This is a genomic window from Bradyrhizobium sp. USDA 4472, from assembly GCF_054058595.1.
In genome coordinates, this window is the sequence record NZ_JBSSAM010000001.1 from 3529129 (window position 1) to 3551963 (window position 22835).

The following is a 22835-nucleotide window of genomic DNA, read 5'->3' on the forward strand; positions in this document are numbered from 1 at the left end:
ATACATAATCGTGACCGTCCCCTCTCAGCACGTCTTGTGCGCAATGGCGAGAATGCCGACGTGAAAAGCGACCGCTGAACCGATAGGGTCCTGATCCCGACCAATGACAGCGCGGGAGAGGCCTTTTTCCCGCCTTGGAGGAGATATGAGCGGCTTCGACATTTTCGCGATTGTTCTTGTGTTGCTCGTCATCATCACGCTGATTGCCGGCGTGAAGACGGTCCCGCAGGGCTATGACTGGACCATCGAGCGGTTCGGCAAATACACGCAGACGCTGAGCCCGGGCCTTAACTTGATCGTGCCCTATTTCGATCGCGTGGGTCGCAAGATCAACATGATGGAGCAGGTGATCGACATCCCCGAGCAGGAGGTCATCACCAAGGACAACGCCACCGTGACGGTCGACGGCGTCGCCTTCTTCCAGGTGTTCGATGCCGCCAAGGCGAGCTACGAGGTCGCCAATCTGACGCAAGCGATCACGGTGCTGACCATGACAAACATCCGATCCGTGATGGGATCGATGGATCTCGACCAGGTGCTTTCGCATCGCGACGAGATCAACGAGCGCCTGCTGCGCGTCGTCGACGCCGCGGTCTCGCCCTGGGGCGTCAAGGTCAACCGCATCGAGATCAAGGACATCGTGCCGCCGGCTGACCTCGTCGAAGCCATGGGCCGGCAGATGAAGGCCGAGCGCGTGAAGCGCGCCGACATTCTGGCCGCGGAAGGCCAGCGCCAGTCCGAGATCCTGCGCGCCGAGGGCGCCAAGCAGGGGCAGATCCTCCAGGCCGAAGGCCGCCGCGAAGCTGCCTTCCGCGACGCCGAGGCCCGTGAGCGTCTGGCTGAGGCCGAGGCCAAGGCGACGCAGGCGGTGTCGGAAGCCATCGCCAAGGGCGACGTGGCCGCGCTGAACTATTTTATCGCCGACAAGTATATCAAGGCGTTCGGCCAGTTCGCGGAGGCGCCGAACCAGAAGATCATCATGCTGCCGATGGAGGCGACCAGCATGCTCGGCTCGCTCGCCGGCATCGGCGAGATTGCCAAGGCAACCTTCGGCGAAAGCGCGGCATCCGCAGCGGCCGCCGCGCGCCGCACCAGCTCGGTGCCGCCGACCGGCTCGACGCCGCCCTCGGTCCCGCCGCGGCAAGGGTAAGGAACGGCGCATGATTTTCCGCTAAGGTCATGCGCCAATACAAAGAGGTCGTGTCATGGCCGACATGTTCGTATCGCTCGGCAACTGGAACTGGCTGATCTTCGGCTTCATCCTGATGGCGCTCGAAGTGATCGCGCCGGGCGTGTTCCTGTTCTGGCTCGGGCTTGCCGCGTTGCTGGTGGGTCTGATCTCGTTCGTTACAGTCATCTCCTGGCAGATCCAGCTCGTGATGTTCGCGGTGTTCGCCGCCGCCGCCGTGCCGGCGTGGCGCCGGCTCGCCCGGCCGAAGCCTGATGGCAGCGCCAGCCCCTTCCTCAACAAGCGCACCGAGGCACTGTTGGGGCGCGAGTTCACGCTGGAGAAGCCGATCATCGACGGCAACGGCACTGTCCGTATCGGCGACACGGTATGGCGTGTGGCCGGCCCGGATACGCCGGCGGGGACGCGGGTGAAGGTGGTGCAGGTGGATGGTGCGAATTTGACGGTCGCTGCGGCGTGAGCCCCAGGGGAGGGTAAGAGCAGCCCCTACCTCTTCCACCTCTCCGCAAAGCGGTGCAGCGGCATGAATGTCTCGCACAAGTCCCGCCCGAGCGGCGTCAGCCCATAACCGCCACCGTCGCCCAGTTCCACAAACCCGGCCTCGCGCAACTCCGTCAGCCGCGCTTGCAGCACCGTCGGCGAAGCCTCGTCGCAGGCCGTGCGCAAGGCACGCGAGGTGAGGGGCTCGTCGCGCAGCTCCCACAGGATCCGCAGGCTCCAGCGGCGGCCGAGCAGGTCAAGCAGCGCCATGATCGGCCGCCCGGTGCGCGAGCCGCGGACTTTCCGTGAGCTTCCCCGTTTCGCCATCGCGCCCCTCTTGCATCCCGCTACGGATAATGTAGCGTTGCGCTACATTAATTGTAGCAAGAAAGGCGCCCATGTCATCCATGATGCCGCGAATCGCCCCGCTCGATCAGCCTTATCCCCCGGAGATCGAAGCGCAGTTCGACCGCATCATGCGCGGCGCGCCGCCGCTGCTGCTGTTCCGGGTCATGGCGGGCCATACGCGCGCCTGGAACAAGTTTCGCGCCGGCGGCTTGCTCGATCCCGGACCGCTGTCGCTCCGCCAGCGCGAGATCGTCATCGACCGCACCTGCGCGCTCAACGCATGCGAATATGAATGGGGCGTCCATGTCGCGGCGTTCGCCGGCCCGGCCGAACTCACCGAGGATGAGGTGCTCGCGACCGTGAAGGGCGATGCGACTTCATCCTGCTGGTCGCCGGATGAGCAGGCCCTGATCGCGGCGGTGGACGCGCTGCACACCTGCGCGACCTTCACCGACGCGGAGTTTGCTGCGCTGTCGGCGCATTACGACGAGGCGCAAATCCTCGAGATCATGCTGCTGTGCGGCTTCTACCGCACGGTGTCGTATCTGGCGAACGGGCTGAAGCTGCCGCTGGAGGAGAACGCGGCGCGGTTTCCGGGGTAGACATTCCAACCGCAGTCATTGCGAGGAGCTCGCGATAAAATTGCGAAGCAATTTTGCGCTGAAGCGACGAACCAATGGCGGGGAGAGACCTACGCCACGCCCGCCCGCAGCAGATCGTGCAGATGCACGATGCCGACCACCTTGTCTGCCTCGGTCACCACCAGCGTCGTGATCTTGCGGGTGTTCAGCACCTCGATCATCTCGGTCGCGAGCATCGAGGGCGGCACGGTCTTCGGCCGCCTGGTCATGATGTCATCGACCGACGCCGTCAACAGATCGGGCCGCATGTGGCGGCGCAGATCGCCGTCGGTGATGATGCCCACGGCCTCGTTCGCGGCGTCGACGATGCAGACGCAGCCGAGCCCCTTGGCCGACATCTCCACCACCGCGTCCGACATCTTGGTGCCCAGGGGCTTGACTGGAATCTCCGCGCCGGTGCGCATGTAGTCGCGGACGAATTTCAGCATCGCGCCGAGCTTGCCGCCGGGATGGAAATGCGCGAACTCCAGCGCCGTGAAGCCGCGGCCTTCGAGCAGCGCAATCGCAATGGCATCGCCGATGGCGGCCTGCATCATGGTCGAGGTGGTCGGCGCCAGATTGTGCGGGCAGGCCTCGCGCGCCTTCGGCAGCTCGATGACGATGTCGGCGGCCTGGCCCAGCGAAGACGCCGCGTTCGACGTCACCGCGATCATCGGGATGGCAAACCGCGCCGAATAGTTCACCAGCGTCTTCATCTCCGGCTGCTCGCCGGACCAGGACAGCGCCATGATGACGTCGTCAGTCGTGATCATGCCGAGGTCGCCATGGGCGGCTTCAGCGGTGTGAACGAAGAAGGCCGGCGTGCCCGTCGAGGCGAGGGTCGCCGCGGTCTTGCGCGCCATGTGGCCCGATTTGCCGAGGCCGGTGACGATGACGCGGCCCTTGGCGTTGCGGATCAGATCGACCGCTCTGGCAAAAGGCTCGCCCAGCGGCCCGCGCAGCGCGGCGGCGAGCGCGTTGATGCCGCCGCTCTCTGTCTCCAGCGTGCGGAGCGCGGATTCGACGCTGTCAGGAGTGGGGCCAGATGAGTGGGTCATCAGCGGTTTCGAACTCGGCATGTGCTGGTCCAGGGAGGAGGGGCGTCGGCCCGTTGGCGCCTCCCTTAGCATGCCCGGACCTTCGAGGCGACGCGGGCGCCAGGACCTCAACGGGTCATTAACCATAATTGTTTTAACTCCATTAAGGATGGTTCCCCGCGTGTCCGCGCGAGGCCATCAGTCAAGTATCTGATTTCGTTGGAGTTATTCCATCGTGGGGTCGCCTCCAGGCAGGGGCCGGAGCAAGCGCGCGCAACTCCTTCGCGCCGCTTTGCCATGCCTGCTGCTGACCGCGCTGGAAAGCGCGCCCGCGGCCGCCCAGAGCGTCACGCCAGACCTGTTCAATCCCACCCGCGGTGGCTTCGTCTCGCCTGACACGCTGCCGACGCGGCGCACCGCGGGCGTCCTGCAGGCACCCTCGGATGCGATCCCGCAGCCGCCGGATCCCAATGATGATCCGCGCAAGCGAAGCGAGACGGCGGCGCCATCGCGAATCGCCCAGGTCCCGGCCTATGGCCTGCCCGCGGCCAACGGCGCGAGCAGCTCCGGCTACGACTCGCTCAACCGCAAGCGCCAGCAGCCAAAGCTCTATCCGGGCCAGCCGAAGCCCATGAAGCCCGCAGGCCCGGGCTCGCCGGTGCCGCCTGCGACGCCCGACACGAGCCTTGGCCCACCGCGCATCGCGCCGCCGCCGTCGGAGACCGCGCATAAGGCGCCGTTGCCGCCAGCGATGGCCGGCACCGTCCCCGGCCAGCCATTGCGCCGTCGCCTCAAGGTCGATGACGATGCGTTCGGCGCGGTCGGCGACTACGCCGGCAGCTTCCTGATCAAGGGCGGGCTCGAGCTCTCCACCGGCTACGACAGCAATCCTGCGCGCTTGCAAAAGCCTGTCGGTTCGCCCGTCTACGTGGTCGCGCCCGATCTGCTGGTGATGTCGGACTGGGAGCGCCATGCGCTGGTGGCGGATTTGCGCGGTTCGTTCTCCGGCTACACCAACAACATGCCGGCCACGATCGACGGACTTCCCTCGCCGTCGCCGGTCGAGATCGACCGTCCTGACTTCACCGGCCATGTCGACGGCCGTTTCGACGTCGACCGCGATCTCAAGCTGACGTCGCAGCTGCGCCTGCGGCTCGCCACCGACAATCCCGGCAGCCCGAACGTGCAGGCCGGTTTGCAGAAATATCCTGTCTACGCCACCTATGGCGGAACCTTCGGCTTCGACCAGACCTTCAACCGCTTCCAGGTCGCGGCCGGCGCGACCGTCGATCGCACCGCCTACACGGATTCAAAACTCACCGACGGTTCGACCTTCAGCAATGATGACCGCGACTTCAACCAGTATGGCGGCGTCGGGCGTTTCTCCTACGAGCTGAAGCCTGGCCTCAAGCCGTTCGTCGAGATCGAGGGCGACAACCGCATTCACGACCAGGCCGCCGACCGCAACGGCTATTTGCGCGATTCATCCGGCGGCTATGCCAAGGCCGGCTCGTCCTTCGAGTTCTCGCGCATCCTCACCGGCGAAGTCTCGGTCGGCTATTCCGCGCGCACCTATGTCGACGCGCGGCTGAGCCAGCTCTCGGGCTTCCTCACCTCGGGCTCGCTGATCTGGAACGCCAGCGGCCTGACGACGGTGAAATTCAACACCGACACGCAGATCGCGGAAACCACCATCCCCGGCTCCTCCGGCGTGCTGGTGCACACCTATGCCGCCGAAGTCGACCACGACTTCCGCCGCTGGCTCACCGCGATCGGCAAGTTCACCTACGGCACCTACGACTATCAGGGCCAAAGTCGCAACGACAAGACCTACTCGCTCGAAGGCAACCTGATCTACAAGCTGAACCGCAACATCTGGATCAAGGGCACGCTGCGCCACGACATCCTGGATTCGAACGTCGCGGGCGCGAGTTCGCAGGGGACGGTGGTGATGCTGGGGGTGAGGCTGCAGAATTGAGGAGAAGCCATTATGGCAGCTCGAATTACTTTAGACATCAATTCGGCCGGTGAATTCGAGCTTTGGCTTAATCCCGAAGGCCGAGACCTTCTGGTGAACGCCGCGGCTTATCCGTATTCGTCTGACGTCTCTGGAATACTGGATCGCCCGGTCAAGCCGGGCGATGACACCGTTTGCGATTTGGCGGCCGAGCAAACACTCAGCGCGGCAGATCCGTCTTCCCCATCAGGAACGTGTCGATCGAGCGGGCACACAGCCGCCCCTCGCGGATCGCCCAGACCACCAGCGACTGGCCGCGGCGCATGTCGCCGGCGGAGAACACGTTCGGGCGTGAGGTCTGGTAGTCCAGCGTGTTGGCCTTGACGTTGCCGCGCGGGTCGAGATCGACGGCGAGCTGCTTCAAGAGGCCCTCGTGCACCGGGTGCACAAAGCCCATCGCAAGGAGGACCAGCTCGGCATCGAGCTCGAACTCGGTGCCTTCGATCGGCTTGAACTTGTCGTCGACGCGCACGCAGTGCAGCTTCCTGACCTTGCCGTTCTCGCCCGAGAACTTCTGCGTCAGCACGGCGAATTCGCGGACCGCGCCTTCGGCCTGGCTCGAGGACGTGCGCATCTTCAGCGGCCAGTTCGGCCAGGTCAGGCCCTTGTTCTCGCGCTCGGGCGGTGCGGGCATGATCTCGAGCTGGGTCACGGACAGCGCGCCCTGGCGCAGCGAAGTGCCGATGCAGTCCGATCCGGTGTCGCCGCCGCCGATGACGACGACATGCTTGCCGCCGGCCAGGATCTCCTTGACGCCGTTCAGCGGCTCGCTGGAGACACGGCGGTTCTGCTGCGGCAGGAAGTCCATGGCGTAGTGGATGCCGTCGAACTCGCGGCCGGGGATCGGCAGGTCGCGCGGGGCTTCCGCGCCGCCGGTCAGCGCGATCGCGTCGTACTGGTTGAGCATCTCGCGCGGGTCGACATTGCCGTCGACGCCGACATGGCTGTTGTAGTGGAAGGTGACGCCTTCGCCCTCCATCTGCTTGACGCGGCGGTCGATGACACCCTTCTCCATCTTGAAGTCGGGGATGCCGTAGCGCAGCAGTCCGCCGGCCTTGGCGTACTTCTCGAACAGATGCACCTCGTGGCCGGCGCGCGCGAGCTGCTGCGCGCAGGCCATGCCGGCCGGACCCGAGCCGATCACCGCGACTTTCTTGCCGGTCTTCACGGCTGCGACTTCAGGCTTCAGCCAGCCATTGTCCCAGGCGCGGTCGACGATCGCGCATTCGATGGTCTTGATGGTGACGGGGTTGTCGTCGATGTTGAGCGTGCAGGACGCTTCGCACGGCGCCGGGCAGATGCGGCCGGTGAATTCGGGGAAATTGTTGGTCGAGTGCAGATTGCGCGAGGCCTCTTCCCAATTGCCCTGATAGACGAGGTCGTTCCAGTCGGGGATCTGGTTGTTGACCGGGCAGCCGGGCGTGCCCGGCGCGACCGAGCCGGTGCCGTGGCAGTAGGGAATGCCGCAGTTCATGCAGCGCGCGGCCTGGTCGCGCGTTTCCTTCTCGGTCAAGGGAACGACGAACTCGTTGTAGTGCTTCACGCGCTCGGCGACCGGGGTGTACCTGCGGTCATGCCGTTCGATTTCGAGAAAACCCGTGATCTTGCCCATTAAACCCGAAGTCCCTGCCGGCTAATTCGTCTGTTATTTCCTCAACCGTCATTGCGAGGAGCGAAGCGACGAAGCAATCCAGCGTGTCCAAGAAGAAATTCTGGATTGCTTCGCTGCGCTGGCAATGACGGGGTGTGATGCCTTGTGCCTTACGCCCCGATCGCAATTTTTGGCTCGGCGTCCGCATTGGCGGCCATCTCGCGCAGTGCGCGCCGGTACTCGACCGGCATCACCTTGCGGAATTTGGGCAGCCATTCCTTCCAGTTGGCAAGGATGTCGGCGGCGCGCTTGGAGCCGGTCGCTTTCGCGTGGCGCGAGATCAGGACGTGCAGACGCTCGACGTCGGAGTCGAGCAGATCCTTGAACACGTCGACCCGGCCATGCGCCTCGAGGTCACCGGAGTGATGATAGGTGTCGGCGTTGATCATCTCTTCCGACAGCACCGGCTCGAGCTCGACCATCGCCATGTTGCACAGCTTGTTGAAGTCGCCGGTCTCGTCCAGCACATAGGCGATGCCGCCCGACATGCCGGCCGCGAAATTGCGCCCGGTCTTGCCGAGCACGACCACGATGCCGCCGGTCATGTATTCGCAGCAATGATCGCCCGCGCCTTCGACCACCGCGACCGCGCCCGAGTTGCGCACGGCAAAGCGTTCGCCGGCGACGCCGCGGAAGTAGCACTCGCCCTGAATGGCGCCGTACATCACGGTGTTGCCGACGATGATGCTTTCTTCCGGCACGATGCCGCTGTTGGCCGGCGGCTTGACGATGATCTTGCCGCCCGAGAGGCCCTTGCCGACATAGTCGTTGGCTTCGCCCTCGAGCTCGAAGGTGACGCCGTTGGCGAGCCAGGCCCCGAAGGCCTGGCCGGCCGTGCCCTTGAGGCTGACATGGATGGTGTCTTGCGGCAGGCCGGCATGGCCGTAGATCTTGGCGACCGCGCCCGACAGCATCGCGCCCGCGGAGCGGTTGGTGCTGTTGATCCTGGCCTCGATCTTCACCGGCGCACCGCGGTCGAGCGAAGGCTGCGCCTTCTCGATCAGCGTGCGGTCGAGCACCGCCTCCAGATGATGGTTCTGGCGCTCGGAGTGATAGATCTTCTGGCCCTTCTCTTCCTTCTGCTTGACGAACAGCTTCGAGAAATCGAGGCCCTTGGCCTTCCAGTGCGCCACCAGCTTGGTCTGGTCGAGCAGCTGAACCTGGCCGACCATCTCGTTGAAGGTGCGGAAGCCGAGCGAGGCCATGATCTCGCGGACTTCCTCGGCGACGAAGAAGAAGTAGTTGATCACGTGCTCGGGCTGGCCGGTGAAGCGCTTGCGCAGGACGGGGTCCTGGGTCGCGACGCCGACCGGGCAGGTGTTGAGATGGCACTTGCGCATCATGATGCAGCCGGCCGCAATCAAGGGCGCGGTGGCGAAGCCGAACTCGTCGGCGCCCAGCAACGCACCGATGACGACGTCGCGGCCGGTGCGGAAGCCGCCGTCGACCTGGACCACGATGCGGCTGCGCAGCCGCTCGCGCACCAGCGTCTGGTGGGTTTCGGCAAGGCCGATCTCCCACGGCGAGCCTGCGTGCTTGATCGAGGTCAGCGGCGACGCGCCGGTGCCGCCCTCGAAGCCCGCGATGGTGACATGATCGGCGCGCGCCTTGGCGACGCCCGCAGCCACGGTGCCGACGCCGATCTCGGAGACGAGCTTGACCGAGACGTCGCCCGTCGGGTTGACGTTCTTGAGGTCGTAGATCAGCTGCGCGAGATCCTCGATCGAGTAGATGTCGTGGTGCGGCGGCGGCGAGATCAGGCCGACGCCCGGCGTCGAGTGCCGGACCTTGGCGATGGTCGCGTCGACCTTGTGGCCGGGCAGCTGGCCGCCTTCGCCGGGCTTGGCGCCTTGCGCCATCTTGATCTGCATCATGTCGGAGTTGACGAGATACTCCGTGGTGACGCCGAAGCGGCCCGAGGCGACCTGCTTGATTGCCGAGCGCATGCTGTCGCCGTTCGGCATCGGCTTGAAGCGGTCGGCTTCCTCGCCGCCTTCGCCGGTGTTCGACTTGCCGCCGATCCGGTTCATGGCGATCGCGAGCGTCGTATGTGCCTCGCGTGAAATCGAGCCGAAGCTCATCGCGCCCGTGGCGAAACGCTTGACGATGTCCTTGGCCGGCTCGACCTGCTCGAGCGGGATGGGCTTGCGCTTCTCTTCATCCGCGCTCTTGATCCGGAACAGGCCGCGCAGCGTCAAGAGACGCTCCGACTGCTCGTTGAGGATCTTGGCGAAGGCGCGGTAGCGCTCCAGCGAGTTGCCGCGCGCGGCGTGCTGCAGCAGGCCGACTGATTCCGCAGTCCAGGCATGGTCCTCGCCGCGGCTGCGATAGGCATATTCGCCGCCGACGTCGAGCGCGGTCTTGTAGACCAGCGCCTCGCCGAACGCGTCGGCATGCCGGCGCACGGCTTCTTCCGCGATCTCGGCAAGGCCCACGCCCTCGACGCGGGTATGCGTGCCGGCGAAGAACTTCGCGACGAAATCAGCCTTGAGGCCGACCGCGTCGAAGATCTGCGCGCCGCAATACGACTGGTAGGTCGAGATGCCCATCTTGGACATCACCTTCAGGAGACCCTTGCCGATCGACTTGATGTAGCGCTTGACGATCTCGTAATCGTCGAGCGAGCCGGGCAGGCGGTCCTTCATCGCGATGATGGTTTCGAACGCGAGGTACGGATTGATCGCTTCGGCGCCGTAGCCGGCCAGGCAGGCGAAATGATGCACTTCGCGCGGCTCGCCGGATTCGACGACGAGACCGACCGAGGTGCGCAGGCCCGTGCGGATCAGGTGATGATGCACGGAGGCGCAGGCCAGCAGCGACGGGATCGCAACCCGGTCGGTGCCCACCATGCGGTCGGACAGGATGATGATGTTGACGCCCTCGCGCACCGCGCTTTCCGCACGCGCGCAGAGCTCGTCCAGCACCTGGTCCATGCCGGCCGCCCCGAGACCGGCGTGGAAGGTGGTGTCGAGCGTGCGCGACTTGAAGTGGGAGTCAGCCACGTCGGAGATCGAGCGAATCTTTTCGAGGTCCGCATCGGTCAGGATCGGCTGGCGCGCTTCAAGGCGCTTGGTGGTGGCAAGGCCCTTCAGGTCGAACAGGTTCGGCCGCGGTCCGATGATGGAGACCAGGCTCATCACCAGCTCCTCGCGGATCGGGTCGATCGGCGGGTTGGTGACCTGCGCGAAGTTCTGCTTGAAGTAGGTGAACAGCGGCTTGGCCTTGGCCGACAGCGCCGAGATCGGCGTGTCGTTGCCCATCGAGCCGGCAGCCTCTTCACCGGTGGCCGCCATCGGCGTCATCAGGATCGCGATGTCTTCCTGGCTGTAGCCGAACGCCTGCTGGCGATCGAGCAGCGACAGGTTCGAGCGCACGCCCGTGGTCGGAACCTGCGGCAGATCTTCCAGCACGATCTGGGTTCGCTCCAGCCACTCCTTGTAGGGATGGCTCCTGGCGAGATCGGCCTTGATCTCGTCGTCAGGGATCAGGCGGCCCTGTTCGAGGTCGACCAGCAGCATCTTGCCGGGCTGCAAGCGCCACTTGGTGATGATCTGGTCCTCGGGGATCGTCAGCACGCCCATTTCGGACGCCATCACGATGCGATCGTCCCTGGTCACCAGATAACGCGCCGGCCGCAACCCGTTGCGGTCCAGCGTGGCGCCGATCTGGCGGCCATCGGTGAATGCGATCGCGGCGGGGCCGTCCCAGGGCTCCATCAGGGCGGCATGATATTCGTAGAAGGCGCGGCGCTTCTCATCCATCAGGGGATTGCCGGCCCACGCCTCCGGGATCATCATCATGACGGCGTGCGGCAGCGAGTAGCCGCCCTGCACCAGGAATTCGAGCGCGTTGTCGAAGCAGGCGGTGTCCGACTGGCCTTCGTAGGAGATCGGCCAGAGCCGGCTGATGTCCTTGCCGTAAAGCTCCGAGCTCACGGAAGCCTGGCGCGCCGCCATCCAGTTGGTGTTGCCGCGCAGCGTGTTGATCTCGCCGTTATGCGCGATCATGCGGTAGGGATGCGCCAGCGACCACGCCGGGAAGGTGTTGGTCGAGAAGCGCTGGTGCACGAGCGCGAGCGCGCTCTCGAAATCCTGCTCGTGCAGATCGGGATAGTACTTGCCGAGCTGGTCGGCGAGGAACATGCCCTTGTAGATCACGGTACGGCAGGACATCGAGCAGGGGTAATAGCCGGCCAGGCCGCGGTCGCGGCGCTGGTAGATCGCCTGCGAAATCGACTTGCGCAGGATGTAGAGCCGGCGCTCGAACTCATCCTCGGACTTGGCGGTGCCGTTGCGTCCGATGAACACCTGCATGCAGGCGGGCTCGGTCGGCTTTACGGTGACGCCGAGCGAGGAATTGTCGGTCGGCACATCGCGCCAGCCGAGCAGGGTCAGGCCCTCTTCCTTGATCTGGTCGGCGATGATGCTCTTGATGACGTTGCGCCAGGCGGTGTCGCGCGGCATGAACAGCGCGCCGATGGCATATTCGCCCGGCGCCGGCAGCTCGAACTTGTTCTCCTTGGCCTTGCGGCTGAAGAAGGCGTGCGGGATCTGCACCAGGATGCCGGCGCCGTCACCGGCGCGCGGATCGGCGCCGACGGCGCCGCGATGCTCGAGGTTGCAGAGGATGCTGAGCGCGTCCGAGACGATCGCGTGCGACTTCTGGCCCTTGATGTTGGCGATGAAGCCGACGCCGCAGGAATCCTTCTCCAGGCTCGGATCGTAGAGACCCTCGGCTTCGGGCCGTGAATTGTGCTCCTGAATCGGATCGGTCGTTTTCGAGGCGACCGTCGCCGACAGCTCTTCTGCCACGATGTTTCCGCGCTCGAATTGCGACCCGTTCATTGTTCCAATCCTCTCCGTGCGGCAAGCTGTCTCACCGCCATCTTCGGCGCACCTTGGGCGTTCCGCGGCACCCGCCTCTGGGTCACCGCTCGTCCGCTGGCGAGCCGCATTTTCTTAAATTCAGGCCAAGGCGTTCTTCGTCCCCGAGAACGGCTTTTCCTGCTGCCTTATGGTGCTCGAAAGCACCGACTTTCGTTGCAATCCCTATGCCGGAACCGCAAGCAAAATTGAGACAGTCTTCCTGTCCTAACCATCACCTTGCCAAATTTTTGTCTATCACACAAGCGCGCGGAAGTCCCGATTCCTCACAAGTCAATCGATCGCTTTCCGAAAGTTGCGCGGCCCCGGTTTTGAAGCAAACGCGCCCTGATCCGGCCCAAGCGGCGCCGGAATCCCCCCTGATGCTTCGGATCAGCCCTTCGACAGGTGCGCCACGCCCGCAAGAAGCGAAAGAGTGCGACCATCCGGGGGCCTGACAGGAGCGTGTCGACCATGAAGTTTTTCACAGGATGTGTGGCTGCTGCCACGCTGGCGCTGGCTGCACCTGCTGCCCAGGCACAGGTTCCAGCGAGCGGACTTTCGGGCGGAGCCTATGTTGCCGTGTCCGATTTCGACGGACCTTACGCGCCGGACGCTCTGCGGCCGCCGCGTTACGGCTACGGGTATGAGGAGCGCGGCCCCGCGCCGGCGCTGCTGCCGGCGACCGAGGTCTATGCCGTGCTGCGCGACAATGGCTTTTCCCCGCTCGGCATCCCGCACCTGCGCGGCGCTGTCTACACCATCGCGGTCATCGACCGCCGCGGCGACGACGGCCGGCTGGTCATCGACGCCCGCGACGGCCGGATCATCCGCTTCATGCCGGCCGCTGACGCCTATGGCATGGCGCCCGCCTATGGCGAGCCGCAGGTCACGCCTTACCGGCCGCAAAGCGCGCTGCCGGCGCCGACCATGGTCCGCGGCGGCCCGCCGCGCCCGCCGGCCCCGATCCCGCATGTCGCCAGCCGTACCGTTCCGCTCCCGAAGGCGGGTCCGCAGCGTGCCGAGACACCGGTGGCGGCCGCGAAGCCCGCGGAGCAGCCGGCGCAGCAGACCGCAGCCATACAGCCAAAGGCCGCCGAGGCCGCGCCGCAGGCCGCCGCTCCAACCGTCGTCCAGGCCAAGCCGGCCCCCCGCCATTTTGCCGACACAGGAGATGCCCGCAGTGCAAGGGCTGGATTGATGACGCGCGTTTAACGCGATAGCGCCAGCCGCACTCACGCTGTCGTCCCTGCGAACGAGGGACCCATGCCGCGTGATCTGTCGGTGGGGATGAGGTGCGAGTACCGGACCTCCGATCTTCGGCAAACTGCTCCCTGTGGTGCCGGGACGACAACCGCGATCGCGGAGACAGTCGGACAAAACAAAAGGCGCCTGAGATCTACAGGCGCCTTCTGCAATCAGCCCTCGTGCGGACGCTGCATCACGCGGCCTCTCCGCTCTGTGATGCGATGCAAAAAAACGCCCCGGGGGCACCGGGGCGTTTTCGCAACCTGGTTCGTCGGGGCTTAGGCGGCCGCTTGCTCGGCCTTGCTCTCGATCACCTGCGCCTTGGCAGCGCCCGTGTTGATCGCGATCTGGCGCGGCTTCTTGGCTTCGGGAATCTCGCGCACGAGGTCGACGTGGAGCAGGCCGTTCTCGAGCGAGGCATCCTTCACCTGCACGAAGTCGGCAAGCTGGAAGGCACGCTCGAAAGCACGCGCGGCGATGCCGCGATAGAGCACTTCGGCTTTCAAGTTCTCATTGGCGACTTTCTCGCCCTTGATCGTCAGCGTGTTTTCCTTCGCGACGATGGAGAGCTCATCCTTGGCAAAGCCGGAGACCGCAACAGTGATGCGGTAGGCGTTCTCGCCGGTGCGCTCGATGTTGTAGGGGGGATAACCGGGGCTGCCGTCCGAGCTCGTCTGGTCGAGCAGGTTGAAGAGACGGTCGAAGCCGACGGTGGAACGATAGAACGGGGTGAGATCGTAGGTACGCATGGTCAAGTCCTCCATTGAGCGACTGTTGGTTAACCCGCCCGCCAATCGGGCCGGGCTTTAGTCTGTGTGCAGCCTGATGTTCCGGTTCCGAAACACTGGTAGCGGCCTGCACGAAGATGATATGGGTGGGTCCAGACGGCGTTCAAGAGGGCGGCATCAGCCCCTTTTCGGCGCTCCCGCCCCTTGATTTGCAGCACTTGTTCACAGCACTTGGCGCCAAGCCCTTCCGATCATGACGCTGGTCTCGATTCCGTCCAACCCCGTTCCCGAAGACGTCGTCAGCGGCACCATCAAGACGCCTGACGGCGTCGAGCTGCGGTTCGCCCGCTGGGCGCCGCCGGCGAACCGCAAGGGCACGGTCTGCGTTTTCACCGGGCGCAGCGAGCAGATCGAGAAATATTTCGAGACCGTGCGCGACCTGCGCGACCGCGGTTTTGCCGTGGCGATCGTCGATTGGCGCGGGCAGGGCCATTCGGCGCGCCGCCTGCGCGATCCGCGCAAGGGCTATGTGCGTAATTTCGCCGACTATGAGATCGACGTCGAAGCCTTCGTGCAGCAGGTGGTGCTGCCGGATTGTCCGCCGCCGTACTTCGCGTTGGCCCATTCCATGGGCGGCGCAGTGCTGTTGCGCCTTGCCCATGCCGGCAAGCGTTGGTTCGACCGCATGGTGCTGTCGGCGCCGATGATCGATCTGCCCGGCCGCTCCACCTCGTTCCCGGTGCGGCTGATGTTGAAGACGATGCGGATGATGGGGCGCGGCGGCGCCTACGTCCCCGGCGGCAGCGAGCGACTGACCGGACTGTCACCCTTCATCAACAATCCCCTGACCAGCGATCCCGTGCGCTATGCACGCAACGCCGCGATCCTGGAGGAGGACCCGACGCTGGGTCTCGCGTCGCCGACGGTTGCCTGGGCCGATACCGCCTTCCGCGCCATGCACACCTTCAAGGGCATGAACTACCCCTCCGAGATCCGCCAGCCGATCCTGATGCTGGCGGCGTCCAACGATGCCGTGGTCTCGACCGCGGCCATCGAGGAGTTCGCCTATCATTTGCGCGCCGGCTCGCATCTGGTGATCGCCGGCTCCAAGCACGAGATCCTCCAGGAGCAGGACCGCTACCGCTCCCAGTTCTGGGCGGCGTTCGATGCGTTCGTGCCGGGCACGCCGCTGTTCAAGTGAGCGGCGGGCTGGCCCCATCCTCCTCATTGCGAGGAGCCCTCCGGATTGCTTCGCTTCGCTCGCAGTGACGGTGTGCCCTCACAGCGTCTTCAGATACTCGATCAAATCGTAGCGCTCCTGCTCCTTGAGCTCGCGGCCGACGACGCCGTCCTTGTGTGCCGGCCCGTTGCCCTCGAACGAGTGCCCGGCATTGCTGTTGCCGTACATCTCGGTGCCGTCAGAGGCTCGCGTCGAGAAACGCGACTGCCCCGTCTTGCAACTCTCGTCGTCGGTGACTGCGAAGCCGACCTGCTTCGGATCGTAGTCGCGATCGCCGCCCATGCAGAACGATTTGGGGCGCTCCGCGGCGGGGCTCAAAATCCAGTAGAGCGAGGGCACCGATCCGTTGTGCAGGTACGGCGCAGTGGCCCAGACGCCGTTGAGCGGGCGCGCGCGATACCAGGGTCCCTTCTCCGGCTTGTCCGGCGGCTGCGGTCCGGGATTGGGGCAGTTCTGGCGCTTGCCCCACCAATCATCCTGCTCCTCCCGACTGATCTTGGCATCCTTCATCGCCTTGCGGCTGACGATGTCGACGAGCACCATCAGGCCGAGCGAATAGGGCATGTCCGTCGAAGACACCTCTGGCAGGTTGCATTTCCACCACGTGTTGAGATTCTGCGAGGGATCGAGCTTGAGAAAGCCCGGCACCTGAACCGTGCGCGTCGCCAGCACGCTGGCCTGCGCAGGATCGGTCCCCATGCCTCTGACGCCTTTCTGGACCTCGTTGAGGAATGTGTCCTTGCCGATGGTCTCCCATCGTGAGGCCCAGACGCTCTGCTCCGGAAATTCGGCGTCGAACACGGAATCGTTGACCGGACCGAGATGGCATTCGGCGCAGATCTCCGCATAGAGCTTTCGGCCGCGTTTGACGCGCTCCTCATCGATCTTCCAGGCGGCATCGCCGATGATGTCGGAGGGCCATCTCGGTGAGGTCAATCCGGAGAGCTGTTTTTTCGGATACGGCGCCGATCCCTTCAGCAGGTCCTCGATCCAGTTCAGATTCCTGATGTCCATCGAGGAGCGGAACAGAGTGTCCCTGGGCGTCGAGTCGGACAGATTGAGCAGCGCGGTCACGCCCAGCGCCTCGCCGGCATTGCGGATCAGCGGTTGTTCGATCGAGGCGTCATATTGCGCGAATTTGAGCCAGGGCACGGTCCAGATCGGCGGGAAACTGACCGGTGCGTCCTTGGCATGCAGATTCTTCTCGAAGCCGCTGAGCCCGCTGAGCGTCATGTCCTGGGCGAAGACCTGGTTGCCGATGCGGTTGAGCGCGTCGAGGCGGCCGTATCCTTCCTCGGTGTCCTGCTGCTGCTCCTCCCGTTTCGTCTTCTCGTTGAGCCTCGTCTTGCCTGCGATGGTCTTGTCGTAGGTGGTTTCCCAGTCTTTCAGGAATGTGCCGATCGCACTCAGCTTCTGCTTCAGCGCATCGCGGTCCGCGTCGCCGGCGGAGGCGCCGAGCACGCGGTCGGCGAAGCGGGTGAAGCGACCGGGCACGAGCAGCGTGTAGGCGATCGACAGGCCGGTCGTGATCTCGAGCTTCCTGAGGTCGGTCATCGCCGGGCCGCCGTCGAAGCGGATGTCGATGCCCTTGTAGTGGATCTGGCCGGTGTGGCAGGCGGCGCAAGTCAGGCCGATCCGGTCTTCGCCGTCCTTGCCGGTCGCGGGATCGGCCACGCCGGTCATCCGCGCAAAGCCGACGGGCAGGCCATCGACGTTTTCAACCTGGGCGCCCCAATTGACCGGCGGATCCCACAGCCGCGCCGGCACCGGCTTGGTCTTGTCGTAGACATTGGCATAGCCGAATTGGCGCAACGTGGCGTCGTCGGTGTTGATCGTCTGCGGGCTCGGGATGAAGCCGAAGCGCTGCAGATGGTCGCTGTCATGCAGCATCCCGGGCTTTGCGAAGAAGTGAAGCCGCGGCTGCTCCAGCGCCATGAACCAGCGATAGGGCACCGGGAAGGTCGCGGTGCCCTGGCTGGCGTGATGAAACCAGTGCCGGTCCTCCAGCGCCCAGTTCTGCTCGAGCCAGTACGCCGCGCGGGGTTCGACGAGCCTCGGCAGCGGCGGGGCGACGAACTGGCCGATGACATGGGGCAGCAGCGGCTGGAATTGATCGGGAAAGCGCAACGTCACGATGCCAAAAACAAGAAGCGCTGCGACCAGTCCACCGCCCGCGCGCAAGATCAGCGAGGGCGGGGTGACCGGCTGGCTGACGACCCGCTGGGTGATCCTGTCGGGAAATTTGCGCTCGTTGAACAATGTCCTCACCTCGGCCACGCTGAGATAGCGATCGTCTCCCTGACCCTTGCCCATGATCTTGAGCAGGATCGGCCATTCGAACTTCATCAGCATCGGGTAGTACCAGCGCGCCTGGTTGCCGGCGCGCTTGAGATTGTCCTTCATGAACATCTCGATCTGCGAGGCGTTGAGCCCGACCTCGGCGCCGCCATCGGGATCGGCACAGGTGGCGCCGAAACCGGCGAGCCGCGCGATCTCGTCTTCGTTGACGCGCCCGTCGATGCCGAGGATGCGTGAGCCGGCGCCGAGCTTGTCGAGCGGGCCGCCGCGCAAGCGGTTGAGCTGCGCTCCCCAGAAGATACTCTGCAGGATGTGACAGGCGCCGTTGGCGATCAGCGCAACGCCACGGACCTGGATGCGCGCCAGCGTCTTCTTCGCGCCAGTCTCGCCGCTCGCATTTGCGATGGTCTGCGACAGCGTCCGAAGTGGCACCGTTCCACCCTCGACGAAGCCTTCGCCGACGAGGCCGCGCAGGAACGGGCAGGGATTGTTCGGCGAGACCTGGGTCGAGGGATCGACGGGCGGCTTCGAGACGGAATCGTTCATGACCCAAAATCCTGAAAACAGCGAATCGTGAAATACGGACGCGCCGATAAGCGCGGAAAGTTCTAACAAACCGACAGTAATTCATACTACTTCAGCGTGTGAAGGAGTGTGGCGGAATTCACCGTTGTGTCAATAAAGCCAGTGGTGAGATGCGGCGCACGCGCCAGCTCATCCTCAGGATTCGGCAGCGCGCCTGAGGTCGCCCTGGACCAGCGTGAGCTTGCTGGCGGGCACGCCCGCCTTCAGGAGACCCTCGCGGTAATGCGCGATGTCCTCGGGCCGCTTCCAGTGAAAATTCCGCAAATGGCGATCGACATTGAGGGTCGGGTAATTGCTCATCAGCACGCTGGCCGCCTCGGCCGCCTCGTCGGTCCGGCCCAATTGCGCCAGCGCTGCGGCGCGGATCGCCAGGGCCTGCATGTGGTTCGGGTTGATGTAGAGCTGCTCGCGGGCCCAGGACAAGGTCGCGTCGTATTGGCGGACGAGGTAGTGGCTGAAGGCGTTCAGCGCGGCCCATTGATAACGTGGATCGCTGTTGTCGCGCTGGGCGGCCATCGAAAACAGTTCGATCGCCTGACGGTGCTGGCCGATGACGAAATGGCAGATGCCGAGCACGCCGCGCGCGCCCACGTCGTAGGGGTTGAGGGCCACGGCGCGCTTGGCGGCATCCATCGCCGCCTCGTCATGGCCTTCCATCGCGTGCGCCCAGGACAGGATCGAGAACGCAAAGGACGAGCGCGGATCGAGCCGGACGCTGGTTTCGGCAAGCCGCATCGCCTCGCTCCACATCTCGCGGGTGCCCTTGACCCAGCCGAACTGGATGCTCTGGATCTGGATCGTGGCGAGATAGGCGTGTGCAATCGACAGTTTGGGATCGAGCGCGATCGCCTCCCTGAACAGCTCAACGGCTGCGCCCAGATCTTCCTTGGTCTGCCGGTAATAATGCGACAGGCCCTTCAAGAAGCGGTCCCAGGCAGTGACGTCGTTGGTCGGGCGCGCGGGCGCGGAGGCCTCGGCCCGGACGATCTCGGTGGCGATGGCCGCGGACAGATTGGTCGTGATCTCGTCCTGCATGGCGAAGAAGTCGCCGATGTCGCGGTCATAGCGGCCGGTCCAGAGCTGCTCGCCGGTTTCGGGCGCGATCAGCTCGGCTGTGACGCGGATCTTGGCGCCGGCGCGCCGCACCGAGCCCTGGATCAGGTAGGTGGCGTCGATCTCGCGCGCGATCACGCGGGTGCTCGCATTCTTGCCCTTGAAGGCGAAGGTCGAGTTGCGGCTCAGCACGCGGTAGAACGACTGCAGCGACAGCGCGTGGATCAGATCCTCGGTCAGGCCGTCGGAGAAATATTCGTCCTGGGCGTCGCTGAGGTTGGCGAAGGGCAGCACGCCGACGATCGCGGTGCGGGAGGCCTGCGAGAGCGCCGATCCTTCCCTGAACTCGGACGCAAGTGCCGGCGCGCCGTCGGGCGTCCAGGTCCAGACCCCGATCGGATCCTTGATGTTCTTGAAGCGGTGGTTGCCGCCATCGACCAGCGCCACGCTCAGATGCTTGCTGGCCTCGCGGTAAGCCTTGGCCGAGATGGCGAAACCCCCGGGGCTCGCCACCGATTCCAGGCGGACGGCGATGTTGACATCGTCACCGAACACCTCGTCCTCGTCGGCGATGACGTCGCCCATATGGATGCCGAGCCGGAACTGCATGGCGCGGTCGGCGGGCAGATTGAGATTGCGCTCCGCCATCAGCACCTGCATCGCGATCGCCGCCTCCGTGGCGCCGACGATGGAGGGAAACTCCAGCAGGAAGCCGTCGCCGGTGTTTTTGACGACACGGCCGCCGTGATTGAGGATGATGGGGTGGATCGCGCTGCGGTGGGCCTTGAAGGCGGCATGGGTGCCGGCCTCGTCAGCACCCATCATCCGGGAATAACCGGCGACATCGGCGCAGACGATGGCAGCCAGACGTCTTTCCATATCCTCGGAGCTCCAGGGGAGCGGGCGCCGCCGGTACGGCGGCCTCCGCGAATCCCGCATTTCAAGAACAGGAGTCTTTATAGAGCAGATGAAGCCGAGCGAAAGTATGAACCGCATTGCAAATTCAAGACAAATCCTAGGCGTTTCCGGCGGTGGACGACGGGGTGCGAACCGACTAAGGGCAAGTTCTCGAGACGGACAGTCGCGGGGTACGTCACATGCTGGGCATTCACGAAATCTGGCTCTTCGTCCTCTCGGGCGTGCTGCTCAACATCACACCGGGGCCGGATACCGTCTATGTGATCGGCCGCAGCATGCAGATGGGCTGGCGCGGCGGGGCGGCGGCCGCCTTCGGAATCAGCTGTGGCTGCTTTTTCCACGTCGCCGGCGCCGCAATCGGTCTTTCGGCGCTTTTGATGGCCTCTTCCACCGCATTCTCGATCCTGAAGCTGGTCGGTGCCGCCTATCTGGTCCTGACCGGGCTGCAGATGTTGTGGTCGCGGCCGGCGCTGCTGGCGGTGAAGAACGAGGCCGAGCGAAGCTCGCTGCGGCGGGTGTTCCTCCAGGGCGTCTTCACCAACGCGCTCAATCCCAAGGTCGCGCTGTTCTTCCTGGCCTTCCTGCCACAATTCGTCGCAGCCGACGCGCCGCACAAGCCGCTGGCGTTCCTGACGCTCGGCCTGATCTTCATCTGCACGGGGACGCTGTGGTGCCTTGTGCTGGCAGCGTTCGCGGCCAGGGCCGCCAACCGGCTGCGGCAGTCCGAAGGCGTGATCGCCTGGGTCAACCGGGCGCTCGGCGGCCTCTTCATCTATCTCGGCATCCGCGTCGCCATGCTGGAGGCGCGCTAGCGCGCTCAGGCGACCTGCTTCAGCAGCGCGCTGCCGGCGAGGTAAATGCCGAGCAAGACCATGGCGACCAGGAACCAGCGGCGAAACGCCTCCGCCGGCATCCGTGCCCGTACCGACTGGCCGATATACATGCCGGCAAAGGCCATCGCCATGGCGATGGCGCCCGGCACGGCATTGGCCGGGGTCAACAATCCGCCGGCGGTGAGGTTGAAGGCGAGCGCGAGCGTGGCGGTGGTGAAGAACACGCCGAGCGCCTGCACCAGCTCGTCCTTCTCCATCCCGATCGCCTGCATGAACGGCATCGAGGGGATCACCTGCACGCCAGTCGAGGCCGAGATCACGCCGGTGATGACGCCGACCACGCCGCCGACCCATTTCTCGTTGCGCGGCGCGACGTGGAACTTGAATTTGCTGAGGCCGACGATGGCGTAGATCACCAGCAGCACGCCGAGCACCACGGTGCCGTAGCGGGCATGGGGACCCGTCAGCGCTCCGGCATTCAGCCAGCATCCGAGCACGGTGCCGATCATCAGTGGCCATAGCCGCCTCAGGATGTCGCGCAGATGCGGGCCGACAAACGTCTGCCAGATGTTGGTGACGATGGCGGGCACGATCACGATCGCGATCGCGCGGCTCGGCGCCATGTTCACCGCGAGCAGGCCCATGGACACGGTCGGCAGGCCAAGCCCGACGACGCCCTTGACGAATCCGGCGACCAGGAAGACGGCGGCGACGAGAATGAGAAGCGGGTCGATCATGCCTGCACATTGACCGAAGCCGCGCCCGCGCACAATCTGGAGGTTACGGAGAATGCCTTCGTAAACAACGAAGGCTAGGGAGACCTGCCATGCGTTTCGATCTCGTCGATCTCCAGCTCTTCATCGCGGTCGCCGATCAGCGCAGCATCACCCGCGGTGCGGAACGGTCGCATCTGGCGCTGGCATCGGCCAGCGCGCGGATCAAGGGGCTCGAGGATGCGCTCGGCGTCGCCCTGCTCAAGCGCCTGCGGCGCGGCGTGGAATTGACCGCCGCCGGCGAGAGCCTGCTCGACCATGCCCGGCTCGTGATTCACCAGGTCGACGCCATGCGCGGCGATCTCGCAGGCTTCGCCAGCGGCGTCCGCGCCAGCGTGCACTTCCTCGCCAATACCTCGGGCCTGTCGGAGCATCTGCCGAAGGCACTCGCCGGCTTCCTGCGCGAGCATCGCGACGTCGCCATCGACATCGAGGAGCGTGAGAGCACCGACATCGCGGCGGCGATCACCGCAGGCGCCGCGGATCTCGGCTTCGCCGCCGAGCACGCGCTGCCCGATCATATCGAACGCTTTGTCTTCAGCGAGGACCGCCTGACCCTGGTGACGTCCAGACGCGGTCCATTCGCCGGCCGTCGCCAGATCGAGTTCCAGGAGGCGAACGATTGCGAATTCGTCGGCCTCACCAGCGCGACCGCGCTCCAGATGCATATTTCAAAACACGCGGCCCGGCTCGGCATGCGCCCGCATTACCGCGCGCGGCTACGCGATTTCGACGCGATCTGCCAGCTGGTCTCAGCCGATGTCGGCGTCGCGCTGGTGCCGGAATCCGCCGCCCGGCGCTGCGCCAAGCTGATGCCGCTCGCGATGGTGCGCCTGCGCGACACCTGGGCCAACCGGCGGCTCGTGATCTGCGCCCGGAGTTTCAAGGCGCTGCCAAGGGCGGCCAAGATGCTGGTGGAGCATTTGAGGGCGGCGTCGGTGTGAGATATGCCAGG

Annotated in this window: 15 protein-coding genes and 1 pseudogene; 8 read left to right on the plus strand and 8 right to left on the minus strand. The window is 65.1% G+C overall.

Annotated features, from left to right (window positions below):
* The first annotated feature begins 145 nt into the window (after nucleotides 1-145).
* Nucleotides 146-1150, plus strand: a complete 1005-nt coding sequence (locus ACVWZ4_RS16280) for an SPFH domain-containing protein (protein WP_456699792.1) — start codon at nucleotides 146-148, stop codon at nucleotides 1148-1150.
* A gap of 55 nt (nucleotides 1151-1205) precedes the next feature.
* The gene (locus ACVWZ4_RS16285; RefSeq protein WP_456740736.1) at nucleotides 1206-1649 is read left to right on the plus strand and encodes an NfeD family protein; all 444 of its coding nucleotides are present in this window, start codon (nucleotides 1206-1208) and stop codon (nucleotides 1647-1649) included.
* 26 nt (nucleotides 1650-1675) lie between these two features.
* Here the strand turns inward: ACVWZ4_RS16285 and ACVWZ4_RS16290 are convergent, their stop codons facing one another.
* Nucleotides 1676-1996, minus strand: coding sequence for a winged helix-turn-helix transcriptional regulator (locus ACVWZ4_RS16290; protein ID WP_456699790.1), 321 nt, complete (start codon nucleotides 1994-1996; stop codon nucleotides 1676-1678).
* Nucleotides 1997-2067: 71 nt separating this feature from the next.
* Here ACVWZ4_RS16290 and ACVWZ4_RS16295 point away from each other — a divergent pair, with 71 nt between their 5' ends.
* A complete protein-coding gene (locus tag ACVWZ4_RS16295; protein WP_456740737.1) occupies nucleotides 2068-2619 on the plus strand; it encodes a carboxymuconolactone decarboxylase family protein in 552 nt (183 codons plus the stop codon).
* Between the two features lie 89 nt (nucleotides 2620-2708).
* Here ACVWZ4_RS16295 and ACVWZ4_RS16300 read toward each other — a convergent pair whose 3' ends face one another.
* Complete coding sequence (locus ACVWZ4_RS16300) at nucleotides 2709-3716, minus strand: KpsF/GutQ family sugar-phosphate isomerase (protein WP_456699788.1); 1008 nt, start codon at nucleotides 3714-3716, stop codon at nucleotides 2709-2711.
* A gap of 193 nt (nucleotides 3717-3909) precedes the next feature.
* Here ACVWZ4_RS16300 and ACVWZ4_RS16305 point away from each other — a divergent pair, with 193 nt between their 5' ends.
* Nucleotides 3910-5652: an outer membrane beta-barrel protein gene (locus ACVWZ4_RS16305; protein WP_456763375.1), complete on the plus strand. Its 1743-nt coding sequence runs from the start codon at nucleotides 3910-3912 to the stop codon at nucleotides 5650-5652.
* 199 nt (nucleotides 5653-5851) lie between these two features.
* On the opposite strand, the gene ACVWZ4_RS16310 is transcribed toward ACVWZ4_RS16305, so the two are convergent.
* Nucleotides 5852-7303, minus strand: coding sequence for a glutamate synthase subunit beta (locus ACVWZ4_RS16310; protein ID WP_456699784.1), 1452 nt, complete (start codon nucleotides 7301-7303; stop codon nucleotides 5852-5854).
* 149 nt (nucleotides 7304-7452) lie between these two features.
* Complete coding sequence (gltB, locus tag ACVWZ4_RS16315; protein WP_456740738.1) at nucleotides 7453-12186, minus strand: glutamate synthase large subunit; 4734 nt, start codon at nucleotides 12184-12186, stop codon at nucleotides 7453-7455.
* 492 nt (nucleotides 12187-12678) lie between these two features.
* Here gltB and ACVWZ4_RS16320 point away from each other — a divergent pair.
* Nucleotides 12679-13405 (plus strand): annotated as a pseudogene (locus tag ACVWZ4_RS16320) (hypothetical protein).
* Nucleotides 13406-13730: 325 nt separating this feature from the next.
* Here the strand turns inward: ACVWZ4_RS16320 and ACVWZ4_RS16325 are convergent.
* Nucleotides 13731-14201 (minus strand): Hsp20 family protein, encoded by a 471-nt coding sequence (locus ACVWZ4_RS16325; protein ID WP_456790270.1) that lies wholly within the window; start codon nucleotides 14199-14201, stop codon nucleotides 13731-13733.
* A 232-nt stretch (nucleotides 14202-14433) separates the two neighbouring features.
* On the opposite strand from ACVWZ4_RS16325, the gene ACVWZ4_RS16330 reads away from it, so the two are divergent.
* The gene (locus ACVWZ4_RS16330; protein WP_456699781.1) at nucleotides 14434-15381 is read left to right on the plus strand and encodes an alpha/beta fold hydrolase; all 948 of its coding nucleotides are present in this window, start codon (nucleotides 14434-14436) and stop codon (nucleotides 15379-15381) included.
* 78 nt (nucleotides 15382-15459) lie between these two features.
* Here ACVWZ4_RS16330 and ACVWZ4_RS16335 read toward each other — a convergent pair whose 3' ends face one another.
* Nucleotides 15460-18264: a di-heme-cytochrome C peroxidase gene (locus tag ACVWZ4_RS16335; protein WP_456790271.1), complete on the minus strand. Its 2805-nt coding sequence runs from the start codon at nucleotides 18262-18264 to the stop codon at nucleotides 15460-15462.
* A 174-nt stretch (nucleotides 18265-18438) separates the two neighbouring features.
* Nucleotides 18439-20235 (minus strand): adenylate/guanylate cyclase domain-containing protein, encoded by a 1797-nt coding sequence (locus ACVWZ4_RS16340; RefSeq protein ID WP_456737187.1) that lies wholly within the window; start codon nucleotides 20233-20235, stop codon nucleotides 18439-18441.
* Nucleotides 20236-20453: 218 nt separating this feature from the next.
* Here ACVWZ4_RS16340 and ACVWZ4_RS16345 point away from each other — a divergent pair, with 218 nt between their 5' ends.
* Nucleotides 20454-21086 (plus strand): LysE family translocator, encoded by a 633-nt coding sequence (locus tag ACVWZ4_RS16345; RefSeq protein ID WP_456740742.1) that lies wholly within the window; start codon nucleotides 20454-20456, stop codon nucleotides 21084-21086.
* A 5-nt stretch (nucleotides 21087-21091) separates the two neighbouring features.
* Here ACVWZ4_RS16345 and ACVWZ4_RS16350 read toward each other — a convergent pair whose 3' ends face one another.
* The gene (locus ACVWZ4_RS16350; RefSeq protein WP_456699777.1) at nucleotides 21092-21844 is read right to left on the minus strand and encodes a sulfite exporter TauE/SafE family protein; all 753 of its coding nucleotides are present in this window, start codon (nucleotides 21842-21844) and stop codon (nucleotides 21092-21094) included.
* An 89-nt stretch (nucleotides 21845-21933) separates the two neighbouring features.
* On the opposite strand from ACVWZ4_RS16350, the gene ACVWZ4_RS16355 reads away from it, so the two are divergent.
* On the plus strand, nucleotides 21934-22824 hold the full coding sequence (locus ACVWZ4_RS16355) for a LysR substrate-binding domain-containing protein (protein ID WP_456740743.1): 891 nt from the start codon (nucleotides 21934-21936) through the stop codon (nucleotides 22822-22824).
* Nucleotides 22825-22835 lie beyond the last annotated feature (11 nt).